Source organism: Pedobacter ginsenosidimutans (genome assembly GCF_001442625.1).
GTDB classification, from domain to species: domain Bacteria; phylum Bacteroidota; class Bacteroidia; order Sphingobacteriales; family Sphingobacteriaceae; genus Pedobacter; species Pedobacter ginsenosidimutans.
The window spans coordinates 158,151-176,246 of record NZ_LMZQ01000002.1 but is presented as its reverse complement, the minus strand read 5'-3'; the positions used below and the strand labels follow the sequence as shown (position 1 = coordinate 176,246).

Here is an 18,096-nt window from a genome sequence, read left to right as displayed (position 1 = left end):
TGACTCAATTAACGTTAATTCAGTCAATGAACTGACTCAATTAACGTTTTTAATCGATAAGTTCTAAAGTTTCAATTGCTTCTTCAACAGTACTTATGTTATCAAAAGCAATTCTTAAGGTATTTTTTACCTCTTTTAAATTACACATACGTGGATGGTTCTGTGCAAAAGTTAAAATCTTGGTAAAGGTATTCGAATCGAAATAAGCAGATTGTTTATCGCTTAAGAAATATCCTCTTAAGCTGTTTTTCTTGAAACTAATTTTCTCGAAGCCTAATTTCTTGCCCAGCCACTGCAAGCGTACCACACTGAGCATCGTTTTTACCTGTGGCGGAACCGGACCGAAACGGTCGGCCAAATGTTTTTCAAAAATGGCTAATTCTGCTTCGTTATCAAGTTTAGAAAGTTCTGTGTATAGATTATAACGCTCAGTAATATTGGTGATATAAGCATCCGGAATGTACAATTCCAGATCGGTATCTACTTGCGTAAAGCCCACAAACGGACGGGCAGGTTCATTTTCGAACAAGCCTTTAAATTCTGCTTCTTTTAATTCCTGAATAGCTTCATCCAATATCTTGTGATACATCTCAAACCCGATCTCCGCAATAAAGCCACTTTGTTCGGCGCCCAATAAATTTCCACTCCCGCGGATATCCAGGTCGCGCATGGCCACGTTAAAGCCGCTTCCCAAGTCAGAAAACTCTTCAATGGCACTTAAACGCTTCCGGGCTTCAGAAGTTAAAGTAGATAATGGTGGTGACAATAAATAACAGAAAGCTTTTTTGTTGCTCCTACCTACCCGGCCACGCATCTGGTGCAGATCACTCAGACCAAACATGTGCGCATGGTTAATAATGATGGTATTGGCATTGGGGATATCTAAACCCGCTTCTATAATCGTGGTAGCTACCAGAACATCTTTTTCACCATTAATGAAATCGAGCATTACATCTTCGAGTTGATCGCCATCTAACTGCCCGTGCGCAATACCGATCCTCGCTTTTGGAACCAGTTTCTGAATCAGTCCACCCAATTGCATCAGGTCATTTACGCGGTTATGGATAAAGAAAACCTGTCCGCCACGGTCTAATTCGAACTGAACGGCCTCTTGAATCAGTTTATCATTAAAAACATGTAATTCGGTACTCACCGGTTGCCGGTTTGGTGGCGGTGTACTAATGATTGATAAATCCCTTGCCCCCATTAAAGAGAAATGCAGTGTTCTGGGAATCGGGGTTGCAGTAAGGGTCAAAGTATCAACATTTACCCTAACGGCTTTTAACCTTTCTTTTGCGGTAACGCCAAACTTCTGCTCTTCATCAATAATCATGATGCCGAGATCCTTAAACTTTACATCCTTGCTCAATAAACGGTGCGTGCCGATTAATATATCAACCTTACCGGCTGCGGCCTCGGCAAGGGTATCTTTAATCTGTTTACTGGTTTTAAAACGGTTAATATAATCTACCGTAACCGGGAAATCTTTTAAACGTGACGAAAAAGTTTTGAAATGCTGTAAGGCCAAAATGGTTGTAGGTACCAGGATCGCTGCCTGTTTTCCTTCTGCTACCGCTTTAAATGCAGCACGCACGGCGATCTCTGTTTTTCCGAAGCCAACATCACCACAGACTAAACGGTCCATTGGATGCGGTGATTCCATATCCTTTTTCACATCCTGGGTAGCCTTTAACTGATCGGGGGTGTCTTCGTAAATAAAAGAAGCCTCCAGTTCAGTTTGTAAATAGCTGTCTGGTGAAAATGCCGTTCCAGCCTGGGTTTTGCGCAAAGCATAAAGCTTGATCAGGTCCCGGGCGATATCTTTAACTTTTTTTTTAGTAGTTTTTTTTAGCTTATCCCAGGCATCGGTACCCAGCTTATTCATCTTGGGTACTCCGCTTTCTTTGCCACTGTATTTGGCAATGCGGTTTAACGAGTTGATGTTTACATAAAGCAGGTCGTTATCTGCATAAATTAAACGGATCATTTCCTGTGTTTTGCCGTTCACCTCAACCTTTTCAAGCCCGGCATATTTGCCGATTCCATGATCAATGTGGGTAACATAATCGCCGGATTTTAGTTCCCGAAGATCTTTTAGGGTAATGGCCTGACTTTTTTGATAACCTTTTTTAAGCTTGTATTTATAGTAGCGATCAAAGATCTGGTGATCGGTATAAAATGCCGTCTGGATCTGCGGATCTATAAAACCCTCGCGCAACATGCTATTAATTGGCGTAAACTTGGCCGTTTTATCGATATCCTCTAAAATGGCATATAAACGCTCGATCTGTTTTGGCGAATCGGTAAAAATAAAATTAACAATACCTTCTTTTTCATTTTCCTTAAGGTTGTGAATGAGTAGGTTGAAATCTTTATTGAATGAAGGTTGTGGCTTGGTTTCAAACTCAAAACGGTTATCTGTTTTATAAAAAAACTGCTTTCCGAATTCGATGATAGGAAAATCCTGAAGATGATCGCCCAACAATTTTTCGTCTGTAAAGGCAAACTTTGGGTCGATCCATTCTGGGTTTTGGGTTTTATCTGCTATAGATAAAGCTTTCCAAAGTTCAACGGCTTTTTTAAAGCCCGCTTTAATAATATCGAGGGTAAACTCTACATCCTTAAACCAGAGCTGTGTATCCTGATCGATATAATCGAGGATACTGATATTGCTTTCTGTTAAAAATTTCGCCTGAACATTCGGAACAATGGTAAGGGACTTAACATCGGCAACCGAAAGCTGACTTTCAATTTCAAAACTCCTGATACTTTCTACTTCATCACCAAAAAACTCGATACGGTAAGGAAGATCGGATGAGAAAGAAAATATATCTACAATACCGCCACGGATAGAAAATTGGCCAGGTTCGTAAACAAAATCTCTTCTGTCGAAATCGTAATCAATTAAAAATTCGTTGATAAAATCGATACCTAATTTGGCGCCTAAACTAATTTCTAAAGTGTTTTTTTCTAAGGCGGAGCGGTCAATCACCTTTTCGGCAATGGCTTCGGGGTAAGAGACCACAATCTTTCCGTATTCCGAATCGTGGTTCAGTTCGTTCAAAACCTCCGCACGGGCCAAAACGTTGGCCGTATCTACTTGTGTAAAATCAAATGATTTACGGTAAGAGGAAGGAAACAATAAAACCTGTTTATCCAAAACGCTCTCCAGGTCAGACTGAAAATAAGCAGCTTCCTCCCTGTCCGGTAGAACGAACAGTATGGGTTTATGTAATATAAAGTAAGAAGACAGGGCAACAATAGCATCGGCCGAACCCACCAATCCCTTTAATTGTATCTTTGGGTTTTTGCTGCTGTTCAACGCTTTGGTAAATTGGGTTACCCTATCGTCGGTTTTGTATCTGTTTATTAAATCGCGAATGTTCAAGGCACAAAAATAAGCTTATCTTTTAATATTAACCTGCAATTTGTGTAAAGGTTTTTTTAACTATTTTTGGCTGGGTTGCAGGTGAAAATCAAAAAAGGAAAAGAAATAAGCTCTTATTCTTAGATTCCATTACTCGTTTTGTCGAAATATATCCCCCTTTCGTCGATTAGGGGGCAAATTGATGTAACAAAGGGTATGCTATAACCTCTAAACCATATAAAAAGTGAAACAATGAAATACATTAAAAGCTTTCCACTAGAACTTTTTTTCTGGGTAGCAGCTTTAGTATTACTGGCAACAGCGAATAGCCACGAGCATCACTTCACACTTTGTCCGCTGGCTAATTTGGGCTTTAAAGACTGGTGTCCGGGATGCGGTATAGGCAGGTCAATCAGTCATATTTTGCATGGCGAGTTTACCGAAAGCTTTTCCGAACATTGGTTTGGGTTTCCGGCACTTTTAATAATAGTTTATAGAATTTACACATTGATAAAAAATAAAAATAAGTTTAAAATTTCAACCACAAATACATAGAAACCATGGATATATATCAATCACCTCTAATGTCGTTACCGGGCATAACGCCAGAAGAATTTTCATACTTACAACAGGCTACCACCGGATTAACCGAGCAACAGTTGCGTAACTTCTTAATGGTTTACAGCAGCAAAAGGAAAAATCCATCAGATATGCTAATTTTCTGTTTAATCGGTTTATTTGCTGTTCCAGGATTGCAAAGGTTTATCATCGGGCAGATCGGAATGGGTATTTTATATCTCTTAACCGCAGGTTTATGTTTTATCGGATCGATCATTGATGTGGTAAACCACAAGACTCTTGCCTTTGAACATAACCAGAAAATGGTTTTCGAAAGCTTACAGATGGTAAGAATGGGCGGTTTTCAGTAAACCTTTCATTTTTAATGAGCTTTAATATTTTTGGAAAGCAAAGACAGGACAATTATTAATGTTCGTCACGCCATACGCGACAAGTCCGCGCCCGATGAAAAATCGGGTTTGCGGGCTTTTTGTTTGACATTCAAACCTCGCAGGTTTTTAAAAACTGCGAGGTTTAACTATATTTATCAAATGAAATTAGCTGAAATTACCAATTATTTAGAAAGCATAGCGCCACTTAATTATCAGGAAGATTATGATAATTCTGGTTTAATTGTAGGTAATCCGAATATGGAAATCCACGGTGCTTTGGTGGCTTTAGATTGTGTAGAAAAGATTGTAGATGAAGCAATTTCAACGGGTTGCAACCTCATTATTACCCACCACCCAATTGTTTTTAAAGGCTTAAAAAAACTAAACGGTAAAAATTATGTAGAGCGGGTAGTGCTTAAGGCAATTAAGAATAATATTGCACTTTATGCTATTCATACGAATCTTGATAGCATTCATACTGGTGTAAATGCAAGGATTTGCGAGCGTTTGGGTTTGACAGGAACCAAAGTGCTTTCGCCAAAAACGGGTTTGCTAAAAAAACTGGTTACCTATTGCCCGCAGGCACAAGCCGAGCAATTGCGGTCGGCATTGTTTTATGCCGGAGCAGGCAATATTGGCAATTACAGCGAGTGCAGTTTCAATGCCGATGGCTTTGGCACCTTTAAAGGTAACGAAGATGCTGATCCTTTTGTAGGTGAAAGAGGCGTTCGCCACCGTGAGGCCGAAGTGCGGATTGAAATGGTTTATCCTACACAAGCCGAACGCAAAATCCTGGTTGCCTTGTTCGAGAACCATCCTTATGAAGAAGTGGCTTACGATATTTACAAACTCGAAAATAAACACCAATTGGTGGGTTCGGGTATGGTAGGCTGGCTGGAATACGATATGGATGCCTATGATTTTTTACATCTGGTAAAAGATAGAATGCAGGCCAAAGTGGTTAGGCACACCGAGGTAATTGGCAAAAGGATTAAAAAAGTGGCGGTTTGTGGCGGTTCAGGAAGCTTCCTGTTAAAAGAGGCTATTGCGGCTGGAGCAGATGCTTTTATTACCGCAGATTTTAAATATCACGAGTTTTTTGATGCAGAGGAAAAATTGATCATTGCCGACATCGGACACTTTGAAACTGAACAATTTACCTCAAATTTATTGCTTGAAATTATTCAGAAAAAATTTACTAACTTTGCAATCCGTTTAACGGAGCAAAATACAAACCCCATAAATTACTTGTTTTAATGGAACAAACCGTAGAACAAAAGCTAAAGGCTTTATACGAATTACAAAATATCCACACAAAAATTGATAAGATCCGCCAGGTACGTGGTGAATTACCAATGGAAGTTGCCGATCTTGAGGATGACGTTTTAGGATTAGAAACTAGAATTGCAAAGATCAAAGGCGAACTTGATGATCTTGAGGATTCAATCGTAACCCGTAAAAATACAATTAAAGATGCGCAAGCAGCCATCAAAAGATACGATACTCAATTAAAAGAAGTTAAAAACAACCGTGAATACGATGCTTTAACGAAAGAAATTGAGATTCAAGGTTTAGATATTCAGGTTTCTGAAAAGAAAATTAAAGAACATGGTTTCGAAATCACTTCTAAAACTGAAATCTACGAAGCTGCTAAAGCTGAGTTAGATGGCAGAAAGAAAGATTTAGAAGTTAAAAAAGGCGAGCTTGATGTAATTACTGCTGAAACTGAAAAAGAGGAGCAAGATTTACAAAAGAAAGCTGATAAAGCCGAGCCTCAAATCGAAGAGCGCTTATTGGTTGCCTACAAACGTTTACGCAAAAATGCTGTAAATGGTTTAGCTGTAGTAACAATCGATCGCGATTCTTGTTCAGGTTGTTTTAATCAGATTCCTCCTCAACGTCAGTTAGATATCCGCCAACGCAAAAAAATTATCGTTTGCGAGCACTGCGGTCGTATTTTGGTTGATGAAGCTTTAACTCACGAAGTAGCAGAAGCTTAATCCGCATCATAAAATTATTAGAACGTCCCGATTTAATCGGGACGTTTTTTGTTTAGACCTATTTTCTGGCGTTTACACAAAACAAGAATATGATTTTAGCGTTTAATGTAGATATTTGTTTAAATGTGAACTACTGTTGCTATAGCGCAGAATCAAACTGAAATATATTCCCGAATGACTAAAATCTTCCCTGTTTTTGCGTTTTCTGCTCTTCTCCTGCTTCCAGCGTCTTTATTTGCAAATTTCGATTTTAACAACAATTGCTTAAATGCCTATAAAAGTATATTCGAGCTTAAATTAGGCAATGCAAGAGCGTATATCTCTACCGAAAAAAAACAGCACCCCAATAATTCCATTATTCCACTTTTAGAAAACTATGTAGATTATTTTACAGTCCTAACATCTGAGAGTAAAGCTGATTTTGATCGCCTAAAGGGGAATAAATCTAAACGGTTAGATCAAATAAGTGATGACGATAAAGGTTCTCCGTACTACCTGTATGCGCAGGCAGAAATTAATTTGCAATGGGCGCTAATCCGCGGGCGTTTTGGCGAATATTTTAACGCTGCAATGGAAGTTAAGAAAGCCAACAGTCTTCTGCAAGAAAACAATAAGAAGTTCCCTAACTTTCACCTTAACCTAAAAGGCCTGGGGCTGATTAACGCGGTTTTGGGCAATCTTCCTGATGGAGCTTTAAAAACAGCACTTTCAACCTTTGGTATTAAAGGCAACCTTCAAAACGGATTAAATATGTTCGAAAAACTGGCTGATAATTTACCAAAATCGTCATACGAGCCTTTTTACGAAGAAGTGGTGTTTTATTATGCCTATGTGTTAACCGATGTGGCGCATAGCCCACAGGCCTATGCAAAGACCATAAAATATACCGAACGGATTGCCGATACCAGTTTATTAAAAAGTTATTTGCAGAGTTATGTATGCATTAAAAACGGGCATAGTGAAGAAGCTATAGCTATTTTAGCCAAGCGGCCTGAAGGAGGGGTTTATCAGCCTTTTCCTTATTTAGATTATCTGGAAGGTATTGCGCACCTGAATAAATTGGATCTTAATTCGGGAATCTATTTTAACCGCTTTCTGCAGGCAACCAAGGGCGTAAACTTTGTGAAGGATGCTTACCTTCATTTGGGCTGGATCTCTCTTCTGAAGGGAGATAAAGCGGCTTACGCGGCATTTGCTGCCAAGGCTGTTAAAAACGGATACGCTTACATGGAAAAAGATAAACAGGCAAAAGCCGAAGCTGCTTCAGGAACGCCAACAATTGACCTGTTAAAAGCCCGGTTATTGTTTGATGGTGGTTATTTGAGCAGGGCCTTGCAGATCCTTGATGATAAGAAAGTAACAGATTACGCCAGCGATAAAGACAAAACAGAACTCAATTACCGTTTAGGTAGAATTTATGATGATTTAGGGAAAGACGATCAAGCATTAACAGCTTATCAGGAGACAATAAATGAAGGAAAAAATCTAAAATATTATTTTGCCGCCAACGCTGCGGTGCAGATGGGTAAGGTTTACGAAAGAAGGAAAAATAACGCGAAAGCAAAAGAGGCTTTCAATACAGCCATTGCCATGAAAAATCATGAATTTGAAAACAGTATTGAAAGCCAAGCGAGGGCCGGATTAAAACGGTTAGCGAATTAGAAGCGGTGTATAAATGCATTAATGTGCATCCCTGCTCCTACTGAAGCAAAAACAGCTACATCGCCAGGTTTAACTTTATAGCCTTTAACTTCACCTTTTAATACCAGGTCTAATAAGGTTGGTACGGTGGCAACTGAACTGTTTCCTAACCATGAAATCGTCATTGGGACCAAGTTTTCTGGCACTGTATCTTTGCCATAAAGCTTAAACAGACGTTTCATGATAGCCGTATCCATTTTTCCGTTGGCCTGGTGAACAAATACGATATTTACATCTTCCACACTTAAGCCTGCTTTATCAATGGCCTTTTTAATCACCTGAGGCACCTGAACTACCGCAAACTCGTACAGCTTACGCCCGTTCATTTTTAAATAGAGGTTTCCATTGGTTTCATCAGGATGGGAACTCTTGCCCATGGTTAATAAATTGCCATGGTTTACGGCATGCGTTTCTGTTTTATGTGCCAGTATTCCTCTTTTTTCTTCTGATTCTTCTGCCTCGAAAATTACAGCGCCTGCACCATCCGAAAAGATCATGCTATCACGGTCATGTGGATCGATAATACGGCTTAAGGTTTCTGCACCAATAACCATAACACGTTTCGCATCTCCGCTTTTAATATAATAATCTGCCTGTATGGCACCTTGAACCCATCCCGGACAACCAAAAATGATGTCGTAGGCAACACAGTCTGGATTTTGAATACCTAATTGTTGTTTTACCTTTGAAGCTAAAGAAGGCAAAATATCTATGCGGTTGCTACCTAAAGGGATATCGCCAAAATTATGACAGAATATAATGTAATCTAAGGTTTCTTTATCGATTCCTGCATTTTCAATGGCTTTTTCAGCAGCCTTTGCGCCAATATGATTGCTTAACTGTTCGGGGCAGGCGTAGCGTCTTTCTACGATTTCCGTAATCTCAGAGAATTTATCAATGATCTCTGAATTCTCTTTCTCCAATAGATTCCCATTCTCAAAAAACGTCGAATTTAAGAATTCATTACCAGAAATAATATTCTGTGGAATATAACTTCCAGTACCGGTTATTACCGTATTTATTGCTCTGCTCATAATTATAATACCGCATACTAAAACGGTATGTAGTATAAAAATATCAATTATATTCGAGAAACGAAAATAAATTAAATTATTAGCCGAGCTTATTTTCAAGTGCGAATTTTAATAATCCTGTTTTTCCGGTTACGTTGAGCTTATGCGCCATATTTTTACTTAATATATTCATGAATTTAGTCTGTAAACCATGTACTAAATATACCCAGTAAAGGGTATATAAATCGTTTAGTTGATCGGGTATTTTTACAATGAATTAAACGAAATAAAATGAAAAATTTCTTGACCATTGTTTTGCTGCTGTTTATGGTACAGGCAGCCAATGCCCAATCGCATGTTTCGAAGAGCGAATATGCCCGTTATAACTGCAGATTTGCACCCAAAGGCTGGAATAATGCGGAGGGAAAACTGATGTGCCCTGCTTGTGACAAGGAAAATGAGGATGCCCGCAAAAAGAAGATCGCGGATGATAAGGCTGCCTATGAAGCAGGCAAAATTAGAAACGCAAAGCTTAAGGCTGAAAGGGAGGCAGACTTTAAAAAGAAACTGGCCGAGACTGCAGAGAAAAATAAAGTAACCGAAGTACGCGTAACGATGGGAAAAATGCCTGTAACAGCGATCAAAAAGCCTGAAGTGCCCGTAAAAAAAGTACCATCTAAACCCACAAAAGATATATTGTTTTTTGCCGATTATCCAGGATCAATGTCGATGAGTGGTAAAAACTTAAACTATTTTTTGAACGAAAATGGTGATACGGTTTTAAAAAGCAAGGATTATGAAAGCACTTTCGCTGCTTTTGGAGACAATAAAAATAATTTCCCTAAGAATATAGGAATCGTGATTTTGAATGAAGAAAACACCTTAACCAATGGTAAAACGAGAAAGGTTGTAGATATAGTTGACCTGAAGGGAAAACGGCTTTTTAATGATAAGAGCATCAGTACCATATTTCATTTAATGAACGATTATTTTGTGATTGGCAGAAGCAAGGATTTTGGGGAAGATTCTAGCTGGGGCTATAATTATAGAAGGATTCAGGATGTTGACATTTACAATGTAAAAACGAAAAAAACCATCACTCTGGATAAAGATCGCTCTAGAGTAGAACTTTATTTGACATTTGATCACCATAAACTGGAAGATGAAGGGTTAAAACCGGTGCTATCAAGAAGATATTCTAACTATGATGAAGACATATATTGCATAAATGCTGCAGGCGAGTTGGTTGTGAAAAGGTTTCAGAGTTCCAGATAGATTTATTGTATAATGGGATGGGTTTTATACAGGAAGATAATAGGGGTATATCTGCTCATCCCATTAACTAAAATCATCAATCAAGAACACAAAAAGCTCTTTAGGCCCGTGCGCGCCTAAAACCAATGTTTTTTCGATATCGGCAGTTCTGCTTGGGCCAGTAATATTACTGATCATTGATGGGATTTGATTACCATATTTGTTCTTCAATAACAGAAAAGCATCTTTAAGATCTAAAACCAACTGACTGGTTCTGGCGATCACAATGTGATGATGTGGGAAAATGCTTAATCTCCTGCCGGCAGCACCGCTATTGCTTACCATTACACTTCCGTTACGGGCAACCAAAGCTTCGCAAAGGGTAATACCTACCTCTGCCTGTTCAAAATCTTTATCGGTTTGGTAAAAAGGGAATTCGTATTTGCTTAAAAATTGTTGAAGTTCTGGTTCCCAGCAGTATATTTTACGCCATTTAAACTTGTCGGCCAACTGCAGCATGTTTTCAAAAAAATCAATACCGTCTTCGCAGAAGATAAAGTTACCAGATATAGCGGTAAGCTGTTCGGCAAATAATACCTCTAGCTCATCTGTATTTTTTTTATACAATTGACTTTCTTCTAAATTAGGATAAGGGTTTTCGCGCTTTTCTAATAGTGCTTTCCTTATCTTTTTTAGTATTTGTTCTTTCGCTGTCGTATTATCCTTCATTATAAAAAAAAGCTACCCTAATTATTAAACTAGGGTAGCAAATGTAATAATAGAAATTATTTATTTATGCTTCTACCGGAGTAATATGTCCGGGGGTTCCGCTTTCTCCTTGGTTTTCGAATAATCGTTTACCAAAAATCACTTCTAAATCGTCTTTAAATAAAACTTCTTTTTCGATCAGGATATCGGCCAATTGGATCAATTTATCCTTATTTTCTTCTAATAAACTAATCGCTCTTTGGTATTGGCCTTCAATTAATGCCGAAATTTCTTTGTCGATAGTTAAAGCAGTATCTTCTGAATATGGTTTAGAGAAATTATACTCATTCTGACCAGATGAATCATAATAAGTAATATTTCCTAATTTATCGTTCAAACCATAAATGGTAACCATTGCTCTGGCTTGTTTATTCACTTTTTCTAAATCGCTAAGTGCACCGGTAGAAATGGTATCGAACATCACTTTTTCAGCTGCCCTACCGCCCATAGTTGCACACATTTCATCAAGCATTTGGTGAGGGCGAACAATTAAGCGTTCTTCTGGTAAATACCAGGCTGCACCTAAGCTCTGTCCGCGCGGTACAATAGTAACCTTAACTAAAGGCGCCGCATGTTCTAACAACCAACTCACTGTGGCGTGACCAGCCTCGTGAATCGCAATAGCACGTTTTTCGCTTGGGGTGATAATTTTGTTTTTCTTTTCTAAACCACCAACTATTCTATCAACAGCATCTAAGAAATCTTGCTTATCAACTGCCGATTTATTTTTACGGGCAGCAATTAATGCCGCTTCGTTACAAACATTTGCAATATCTGCTCCTGAGAACCCTGGCGTTTGTTTTGCTAAAAATTCGGTATCAAGCTCTTCTGATTTTTTAAGCGGAGTGATGTGAACTTCGAAAATTTGTTTACGCTCGATAACATCCGGTAAATCAACATAAATCTGTCTGTCGAACCTGCCTGCCCTTAATAAAGCCTTATCTAAAACATCAGCACGGTTGGTAGCGGCTAAAATAATAACGTGTGTATTCGTGCCAAAACCATCCATTTCAACTAAAAGTTGGTTTAAGGTGTTTTCGCGTTCATCATTTCCACCCATTACACCGTTTTTACCACGCGCACGGCCAATAGCATCAATCTCATCAATAAAGATGATACATGGCGATTTATCTTTTGCTTGTTTAAATAAGTCGCGAACACGAGATGCACCTACCCCTACAAACATCTCTACAAAATCAGATCCTGACAGCGAGAAGAAAGGAACCTGAGCCTCGCCTGCAACAGCTTTAGCCAATAAGGTTTTACCGGTACCAGGCGAACCTACAAGTAAAGCACCTTTAGGGATCTTTCCACCTAAATCGGTATATTTTTTAGGATTTTTAAGGAAATCTACAATTTCCATTACCTCTGTTTTTGCTTCTTCTAAACCTGCAACATCGTTGAACGTAATGTTTACCTGGCTTTCTTTATCGAATAAAGTTGCTTTTGATTTTCCGATACTGAAGATCTGACCGCCACCGCCTGCACCACCGCCCATTCTGCGCATCATAAAGATCCAGAAACCGATTAAAAGCAATACAGGTAAAATGATACTTAAGAACCAGCTCGCTAACGGATTGCTGCGACTGGTTTTTTCTGCCAATACCCTTGGTTGGTTAGCAGGAAGGTCTTTTTGCGAATCTGCAAGTTGTTTATCAAGGCCATCCATTGTACCGGCATTGAAATATACAACAGGGCTAGCTGTGTTATTTACACTAAAAGTGCCACTACTTTTATATGCATCGTATAATGGTTTTTTTAGGCTATCTTTTTTGATGTAAACCTCTACCCGTACTAAATCGTCTGATTTATAAGCAACAACTTTCTGAACATCACCTTTAAGTAACATCTGTTGTTCAAACTTTTGATAGGTAACTTCTTTACCGCCATCGGTAGTAAATAAAAACTGTGCTGCAATAATGGCTATAATAATGGCCGCATACACCCAGAAAATATTAAATTTCGATCCTTTTTGTGGTTTTTTAGGGATATTTGGAATTCTTTTTCCTTGTTTTTCGTTGGTATTTTGATTGTCGTTCATTTGTCTTTGTCAAAATGGTTCTATAGGTTATGCGCTTTGATAATTTGTGCTTTCAGCATCCCCCCAAAGTTCTTCTATGCCATAAAAGTGGCGCTTTTCGGTTTTAAAAATGTGCACAACCACATCGAAATAATCAAGAATAATCCAATCTGCTGATTCGAAACCTTCTTTATGTCTTGGATCGGCCTGAGTGGCTTTATATATTTCTTTTTCTACACTATCGGCAATAGCTTTTACCTGAGTACCAGAGTTGGCGCTCGCAATAATAAAGTAATCAGCCACTGAGGTATGTATATTTCTAAGATCTAACCGCACTATATCTTCTCCTTTTTTTTCCTGTATGCCGTGAACGGCTAACTCAGAAAGGTATGTAGAAAGGGCTACTATTTTCTTTTTTACCATTAAAATGCTTTAATTTTGGAATTACAATATTATAAATTCAACACTTGCAAAATAACACTTTTTCGACACTATTTGTTGGTCAAAATTTAATCAAATTAAAAGAAGTTGATTCTACTAATAACTTTTTAAAAGATTTGGTGTCAAAATCCGAGCCATTAGCCGAAGGGACTGTAATTATGGCAGATAATCAGTTTGCCGGAAGAGGACAGCAGGAAAGCGTTTGGCAAACACAGGCAGGAAAAAATATAAGCACAAGCATTTATTTAAAACCTTCTTTCTTGCCCCTTAATAAGCAGTTTTATTTAAATATAGCCGTTAGTTTAGCCGTTAGTGATGCTTTATCCTGTTTTGTTCCGGACGGGATAAAAGTAAAATGGCCTAATGATCTGTATTATCAAAATAAGAAATTAGGCGGAATATTAATCGAAAATACACTGACAGGCAATTCTATTAAATCATCAGTAATTGGCATTGGTTTAAATATTAATCAATCCGAATTTTCGGATAGCATTAGCCAACGTGCTACTTCCGTCATTCAAATTTTACAAAGAGATGTATCTTTAATGGATATTATGGATAAATTATTCATATTTATGGAAAAATACTACTTAATTTTGAGGGCTGGTAAATATAGTATTTTACAAAATGATTACCTTTCAAGGCTTTATAACTTTAACATTCCAGCGTTGTATATGCAAAATGGAGCATTTTTTGAAGGTACTATAACAGGAGTTGAAGATGATGGCAGGCTAATGGTTGATACAACGAATGGCTTAAAAGTCTTTAATTTTAAAGAAATAGAATTTACACACACAAAATAAACACACAATGAAAAAAATCACCCTAGTGCTTTCGATGGTACTTTTTACCATTGCCGGTGCATTTGCCCAAATCGAAAAGCCGGTTACCTGGGCTTATTCTGCAAAGAAAATAAGTAAAGATGAAGCTGTTATATATTTAAAGGCTACAATCGAGGATAGGTGGCATATCTATTCGCAAAATGTGAAAGACGGTGGTCCGGTAAAAACTACATTTACTTTTACCCCTTCTAAAGATTTTAGCCTTGTTGGTAAAACAATCGAGCCTAAAGCAATTGTTAAATACGAAAGTACATTTAAAATGAATGTAAGCTATTTCGAAAAAGCAGTAATTTTCCAGCAAAAGGTAAAATTAAATAAGGGTACAACTGCTGTTAAAGGAAAAGTTGAGTTTATGGTTTGTAACGATAAACAATGTCTTCCGCCAGAAGAAGTTGAGTTCAGCGTTCCGGTTAAATAGTTGACATCAAAATATTTACAAGCAGTCCCGAATTTTCGGGACTGTTTCTTTTTAAAGTAAAATCTACGTGTTGTAGTGGTTTATAAAAAATCGTTTCTAAAATTATTCTTAATTTCACGGTTTCAAAAAATACACACACAAAACACACAAATGAAAAAGGTTTTATTATTGTTGTTAATGGCTACAATGTTTATTGCATTGCCTGCCGTTAAAAGTTATGCCCTGGTAACACAGGATACCACAGCAACTGCTCCTCCCGATGATATTGTTTTTACCGAAGTAGGTTCTGCAAAGGATAGTGCAGCCAATAGCCAGGTAAAAACGGAAAAAGATACCCTTAAACAGGATACGGCCAAAGTAGAAAAAGCTACGGTAGCTGGTAAAGATACCCCAAAACAATCGCTTTGGGTAACCTTTGGTTTAGGCCTTTTAGCTGGTATTGCCGCTTTTTTTCTTCCATGTATTTTTCCTATGGTTCCGCTTACTGTTGGTTTTTTTACCAAAAGGGCCGAAAGCAGAGCAAAAGGAATCAGAAGTGCCATTATTTACGGCTTATCGATCATTGTAATTTATGTTGGTCTAGGCGTAATTATTACCCTGATCTGGGGTGCCAGTGCATTGAATGAAATATCTACCGATGGATTTTTTAATATTTTCATCTTCCTTATACTCATTGTTTTCGGCGTATCGTTTTTAGGTGCTTTCGAAATTACCCTGCCAAGTTCCTTTGTAAATAAACTTGATGCAAAATCGGATGCTAAAGGTTTAAGTGGAATCTTTTTCATGGCAGCAACCTTAGCTGTTGTTTCCTTCTCTTGCACGGGCCCATTGATCGGAACCTCTTTAGTTGCCATTAATACCGATTTACTAACACCTGTTGTGGTAATGTTCGGCTTCTCATTATCGCTAGCGGTAATTTTTACCATGTTTGCCATTTTTCCTAGTTTAATGACGGGACTGCCAAAATCTGGCGGGTGGTTAAACTCCATTAAGGTTTTTCTTGGCTTTTTAGAGCTGGGCTTATCTTTAAAATTCCTTTCAACAGCCGATTTGGCTTATCACTGGGGTATATTGGACAGAGAGATTTTCTTGGCTATTTGGATTGTACTTGCGTTAATCTTAGGGGTTTATTTATTAGGGAAAATCAAATTTTCTCACGATAGTGATCTCCCTTATGTTTCAGTGCCAAGGTTATTTATTGCAACCGCTACTTTCGTGTTTGCGATATATTTAATTCCGGGCCTATGGGGAGCTCCTTTAAAAGCCGTAAGTGCACTGGTCCCTCCGCTTTCTACTCAGGATTTTGTGATCGGACAAGATAGTGGTGGTGGATCAAACCAAACAACAACAACTGGCCATGCTAAACGTAAATATGCTGAATTCCTGCATATTCCGCACAATATTGATGGATTTTTTGATTACCAGGAAGCGTTGGCTTACGCAAAGCAGGTAAAAAAACCGCTATTCCTTGATTTTACAGGTCATGGCTGTGTAAATTGCCGTGAAATGGAAGCAAGAGTTTGGTCTGACGCGAGAGTGCTTAAAAAATTAAAAGAAGATTATATTGTTGTATCACTTTACACGGATGATAAAACTGATTTACCAGTTGCTGAACAATTTGACTCTAAAATTTTAGGAACGAAAGTAAATACGGTTGGTAAAAAATTTAAACATTTGCAGGCCGAAAGATTTAATACCATTTCGCAACCATATTATGTACTTTTGGGTACTGATGAAAAAGAATTAGTTTCGCCTCCTATCGGAGTAGAATTTAATATAGATAAATATTTGCAATATCTGGATAATGGATTATCAGGATTTGCCAAGAAACAAACAAATGAATAAGATTAAGAATATTGGTGTTTTAACCTCTGGCGGAGATTCGCCAGGCATGAATGCCGCAATCAGGGCCGTAGTAAGAGCCTCAATTTATTATGATATCGAAGTAACCGGGTTTATCCGTGGGTACGAAGGGTTGATCAACAATGATTTTATCCCTATGGACCGCAAATCTGTAGCAAACATTATTCAACGCGGAGGTACTATTTTAAAAACAGCCCGTAGCGAAGCATTCAAAACCGTAGAAGGCAGAAAAAAAGCATACGAAAATCTGAAATCCAATGGAATTGATGCCTTGGTTGTAATTGGTGGTGATGGAACATTTACGGGCGCAAATATTTTTTCAAAAGAGTTCGATTTTCCCATTGTTGGTTTGCCTGGTACTATTGATAACGATTTAGCCGGAACAGATTTTACCATTGGTTACGACTCTGCCATTAATACCGTTATCGACGCGGTGGATAGGATCAGAGATACAGCCGAATCGCACGACAGGCTTTTTATAGTAGAGGTAATGGGCCGCGACTCCGGGTTAATTGCTTTAAGAAGCGGAATCGGTGTAGGCGCCGAAGCGATTATGATCCCTGAAGCAAACATGAATGCAAACGACATTTTGCATAAACTGGAACATAGCCGTAAAGATAAAGCCTCGAAAATTATTATCGTTGCTGAAGGTGATGATACCGGTGGCGCATTTAAGGTTGGCGAAATTCTGCAGGAAAAATACCCCCATTACGATACTAAAGTTTCTGTTTTAGGACATATTCAGCGTGGTGGAAAACCGACCTGTATGGATCGTGTTTTGGCAAGTAGATTAGGTGTTGCTGCTGTAGAGGGTTTAATTAATGGTGAAAGTGGTGTGATGGCTGGCCAGATTAACCGTGAAATTGTTTTTACCCCTTTTGATCATGCGATAAAGCACATTAATGCTGAGAAGGTGAGCTCTAAATGGTTAAAACTAATTGACATTCTTTCGTTTTAAACGATAATAGGATATAAAAGAAAAGTCTTTCCCGCACCGGAAAGACTTTCTTGTTTTTGCTTAGTTTTCGCAATAAGCAAATTTCTTAATCTTCTAAAATTACAGCTGTACCATTGGCGCTTACCATTAACATGCTGCCACCGCTTCCTACCGTTTCGTAATCTAAATCAACACCAACAATAGCATTTGCACCAAGAGCGGCTGCATATTGCTGCATTTCGTTCACTGCTGTATCTTTCCCCTCTCGTAAAACGCGTTCATAAGAACTCGATCTGCCCCCTACTATATCTGTTATGCCAGCAAATAAATCTTTAAAAATATTTGCACCAATAATGGTTTCTCCGGTAACAAGACCTATATATTTTACAATTTTTCTGCCCTCAACTGAAGGCGTTGTGGTTACTAACATAGTTTCAGTTTTAATAATTAGAACAATTTTTTTTAGAAATGTTACATTTTTTTAGAAAAGCCCATTTTAGATTTTCTAAAATGTTTTTTACT

Annotated in this window: 16 protein-coding genes; 10 read left to right on the top strand and 6 right to left on the bottom strand. The window is 38.2% G+C overall.

Features of this window, described 5'->3' with window-relative positions; all coding sequences use genetic code 11:
* Positions 1–49: 49 nt before the first annotated feature.
* Complete coding sequence (gene mfd, locus ASU31_RS03360; RefSeq protein WP_057930986.1) at positions 50–3,388, bottom strand: transcription-repair coupling factor; 3,339 nt, start codon at positions 3,386–3,388, stop codon at positions 50–52.
* Positions 3,389–3,619: 231 nt separating this feature from the next.
* Here mfd and ASU31_RS03355 point away from each other — a divergent pair, with 231 nt between their 5' ends.
* The 5 genes from ASU31_RS03355 to ASU31_RS03335 all read left to right on the top strand — a co-directional run bounded on the left by ASU31_RS03355 (position 3,620) and on the right by ASU31_RS03335 (position 7,979).
* Positions 3,620–3,922, top strand: a complete 303-nt coding sequence (locus ASU31_RS03355) for a DUF2752 domain-containing protein (RefSeq protein ID WP_057930985.1) — start codon at positions 3,620–3,622, stop codon at positions 3,920–3,922.
* 5 nt (positions 3,923–3,927) lie between these two features.
* Positions 3,928–4,296: a TM2 domain-containing protein gene (locus ASU31_RS03350; protein ID WP_057930984.1), complete on the top strand. Its 369-nt coding sequence runs from the start codon at positions 3,928–3,930 to the stop codon at positions 4,294–4,296.
* Positions 4,297–4,476: 180 nt separating this feature from the next.
* Entirely contained in the window at positions 4,477–5,574 is a 1,098-nt protein-coding gene (locus ASU31_RS03345; RefSeq protein WP_057930983.1) for a Nif3-like dinuclear metal center hexameric protein, read from the top strand.
* Positions 5,574–6,317 carry a zinc ribbon domain-containing protein gene (locus ASU31_RS03340; protein ID WP_057930982.1) on the top strand — a complete coding sequence of 248 codons (744 nt, stop codon included), beginning with the start codon at positions 5,574–5,576 and terminating at the stop codon, positions 6,315–6,317. The genes ASU31_RS03345 and ASU31_RS03340 overlap by 1 nt, the downstream gene beginning before the upstream one ends.
* A 174-nt stretch (positions 6,318–6,491) precedes the next feature.
* Positions 6,492–7,979, top strand: a complete 1,488-nt coding sequence (locus ASU31_RS03335; protein ID WP_057930981.1) for a YfgM family protein — start codon at positions 6,492–6,494, stop codon at positions 7,977–7,979.
* Here the strand turns inward: ASU31_RS03335 and ASU31_RS03330 are convergent.
* Positions 7,976–9,052 (bottom strand): 3-oxoacyl-ACP synthase III family protein, encoded by a 1,077-nt coding sequence (locus ASU31_RS03330; RefSeq protein ID WP_057930980.1) that lies wholly within the window; start codon positions 9,050–9,052, stop codon positions 7,976–7,978. The two genes, ASU31_RS03335 and ASU31_RS03330, sit on opposite strands and share 4 nt — an antisense overlap.
* A 270-nt stretch (positions 9,053–9,322) precedes the next feature.
* Between ASU31_RS03330 and ASU31_RS03325 the strand changes: the two genes are divergently transcribed.
* Positions 9,323–10,306 (top strand): cell envelope integrity TolA family protein, encoded by a 984-nt coding sequence (locus ASU31_RS03325; protein ID WP_057930979.1) that lies wholly within the window; start codon positions 9,323–9,325, stop codon positions 10,304–10,306.
* A gap of 63 nt (positions 10,307–10,369) precedes the next feature.
* On the opposite strand, the gene ASU31_RS03320 is transcribed toward ASU31_RS03325, so the two are convergent.
* The 3 genes from ASU31_RS03320 to rsfS all read right to left on the bottom strand — a co-directional run bounded on the left by ASU31_RS03320 (position 10,370) and on the right by rsfS (position 13,496).
* On the bottom strand, positions 10,370–11,014 hold the full coding sequence (locus ASU31_RS03320; RefSeq protein WP_057930978.1) for a LutC/YkgG family protein: 645 nt from the start codon (positions 11,012–11,014) through the stop codon (positions 10,370–10,372).
* Positions 11,015–11,078: 64 nt separating this feature from the next.
* Complete coding sequence (ftsH, locus tag ASU31_RS03315; RefSeq protein WP_057930977.1) at positions 11,079–13,094, bottom strand: ATP-dependent zinc metalloprotease FtsH; 2,016 nt, start codon at positions 13,092–13,094, stop codon at positions 11,079–11,081.
* 27 nt (positions 13,095–13,121) lie between these two features.
* Entirely contained in the window at positions 13,122–13,496 is a 375-nt protein-coding gene (gene rsfS, locus ASU31_RS03310) for a ribosome silencing factor (RefSeq protein WP_057930976.1), read from the bottom strand.
* Between the two features lie 44 nt (positions 13,497–13,540).
* Here rsfS and ASU31_RS03305 point away from each other — a divergent pair, with 44 nt between their 5' ends.
* The 4 genes from ASU31_RS03305 to pfkA all read left to right on the top strand — a co-directional run bounded on the left by ASU31_RS03305 (position 13,541) and on the right by pfkA (position 17,595).
* Positions 13,541–14,317 carry a biotin--[acetyl-CoA-carboxylase] ligase gene (locus tag ASU31_RS03305; protein WP_057930975.1) on the top strand — a complete coding sequence of 259 codons (777 nt, stop codon included), beginning with the start codon at positions 13,541–13,543 and terminating at the stop codon, positions 14,315–14,317.
* Between the two features lie 7 nt (positions 14,318–14,324).
* Entirely contained in the window at positions 14,325–14,774 is a 450-nt protein-coding gene (locus tag ASU31_RS03300; protein WP_057930974.1) for a protein-disulfide reductase DsbD domain-containing protein, read from the top strand.
* Between the two features lie 150 nt (positions 14,775–14,924).
* On the top strand, positions 14,925–16,619 hold the full coding sequence (locus tag ASU31_RS03295) for a protein-disulfide reductase DsbD family protein (RefSeq protein WP_057930973.1): 1,695 nt from the start codon (positions 14,925–14,927) through the stop codon (positions 16,617–16,619).
* Positions 16,612–17,595 (top strand): 6-phosphofructokinase, encoded by a 984-nt coding sequence (gene pfkA, locus ASU31_RS03290; protein WP_057931089.1) that lies wholly within the window; start codon positions 16,612–16,614, stop codon positions 17,593–17,595. Before ASU31_RS03295 ends, pfkA begins: the two co-directional genes overlap by 8 nt.
* Before the next feature lie 85 nt (positions 17,596–17,680).
* Here the strand turns inward: pfkA and ASU31_RS03285 are convergent, their stop codons facing one another.
* On the bottom strand, positions 17,681–18,004 hold the full coding sequence (locus ASU31_RS03285; protein WP_029274899.1) for a heavy metal-binding domain-containing protein: 324 nt from the start codon (positions 18,002–18,004) through the stop codon (positions 17,681–17,683).
* Between the last annotated feature and the right edge of the window lie 92 nt (positions 18,005–18,096).

What these genes read in the sequence shown, in the direction of transcription:
- ASU31_RS03355 (WP_057930985.1), top strand. Translation starts at nt 3,620, where the DNA reads ATGAAATACATTAAAAGCTTTCCACTAGAACTTTTTTTCTGGGTAGCA.
- ASU31_RS03350 (WP_057930984.1), top strand. Translation starts at nt 3,928, where the DNA reads ATGGATATATATCAATCACCTCTAATGTCGTTACCGGGCATAACGCCA.
- ASU31_RS03345 (WP_057930983.1), top strand. Translation starts at nt 4,477, where the DNA reads ATGAAATTAGCTGAAATTACCAATTATTTAGAAAGCATAGCGCCACTT.
- ASU31_RS03340 (WP_057930982.1), top strand. Translation starts at nt 5,574, where the DNA reads ATGGAACAAACCGTAGAACAAAAGCTAAAGGCTTTATACGAATTACAA.
- ASU31_RS03335 (WP_057930981.1), top strand. Translation starts at nt 6,492, where the DNA reads ATGACTAAAATCTTCCCTGTTTTTGCGTTTTCTGCTCTTCTCCTGCTT.
- ASU31_RS03330 (WP_057930980.1), bottom strand. Translation starts at nt 9,052, where the DNA reads ATGAGCAGAGCAATAAATACGGTAATAACCGGTACTGGAAGTTATATT.
- ASU31_RS03325 (WP_057930979.1), top strand. Translation starts at nt 9,323, where the DNA reads ATGAAAAATTTCTTGACCATTGTTTTGCTGCTGTTTATGGTACAGGCA.
- ASU31_RS03320 (WP_057930978.1), bottom strand. Translation starts at nt 11,014, where the DNA reads ATGAAGGATAATACGACAGCGAAAGAACAAATACTAAAAAAGATAAGG.
- ftsH (WP_057930977.1), bottom strand. Translation starts at nt 13,094, where the DNA reads ATGAACGACAATCAAAATACCAACGAAAAACAAGGAAAAAGAATTCCA.
- rsfS (WP_057930976.1), bottom strand. Translation starts at nt 13,496, where the DNA reads ATGGTAAAAAAGAAAATAGTAGCCCTTTCTACATACCTTTCTGAGTTA.
- ASU31_RS03300 (WP_057930974.1), top strand. Translation starts at nt 14,325, where the DNA reads ATGAAAAAAATCACCCTAGTGCTTTCGATGGTACTTTTTACCATTGCC.
- ASU31_RS03295 (WP_057930973.1), top strand. Translation starts at nt 14,925, where the DNA reads ATGAAAAAGGTTTTATTATTGTTGTTAATGGCTACAATGTTTATTGCA.
- pfkA (WP_057931089.1), top strand. Translation starts at nt 16,612, where the DNA reads ATGAATAAGATTAAGAATATTGGTGTTTTAACCTCTGGCGGAGATTCG.
- ASU31_RS03285 (WP_029274899.1), bottom strand. Translation starts at nt 18,004, where the DNA reads ATGTTAGTAACCACAACGCCTTCAGTTGAGGGCAGAAAAATTGTAAAA.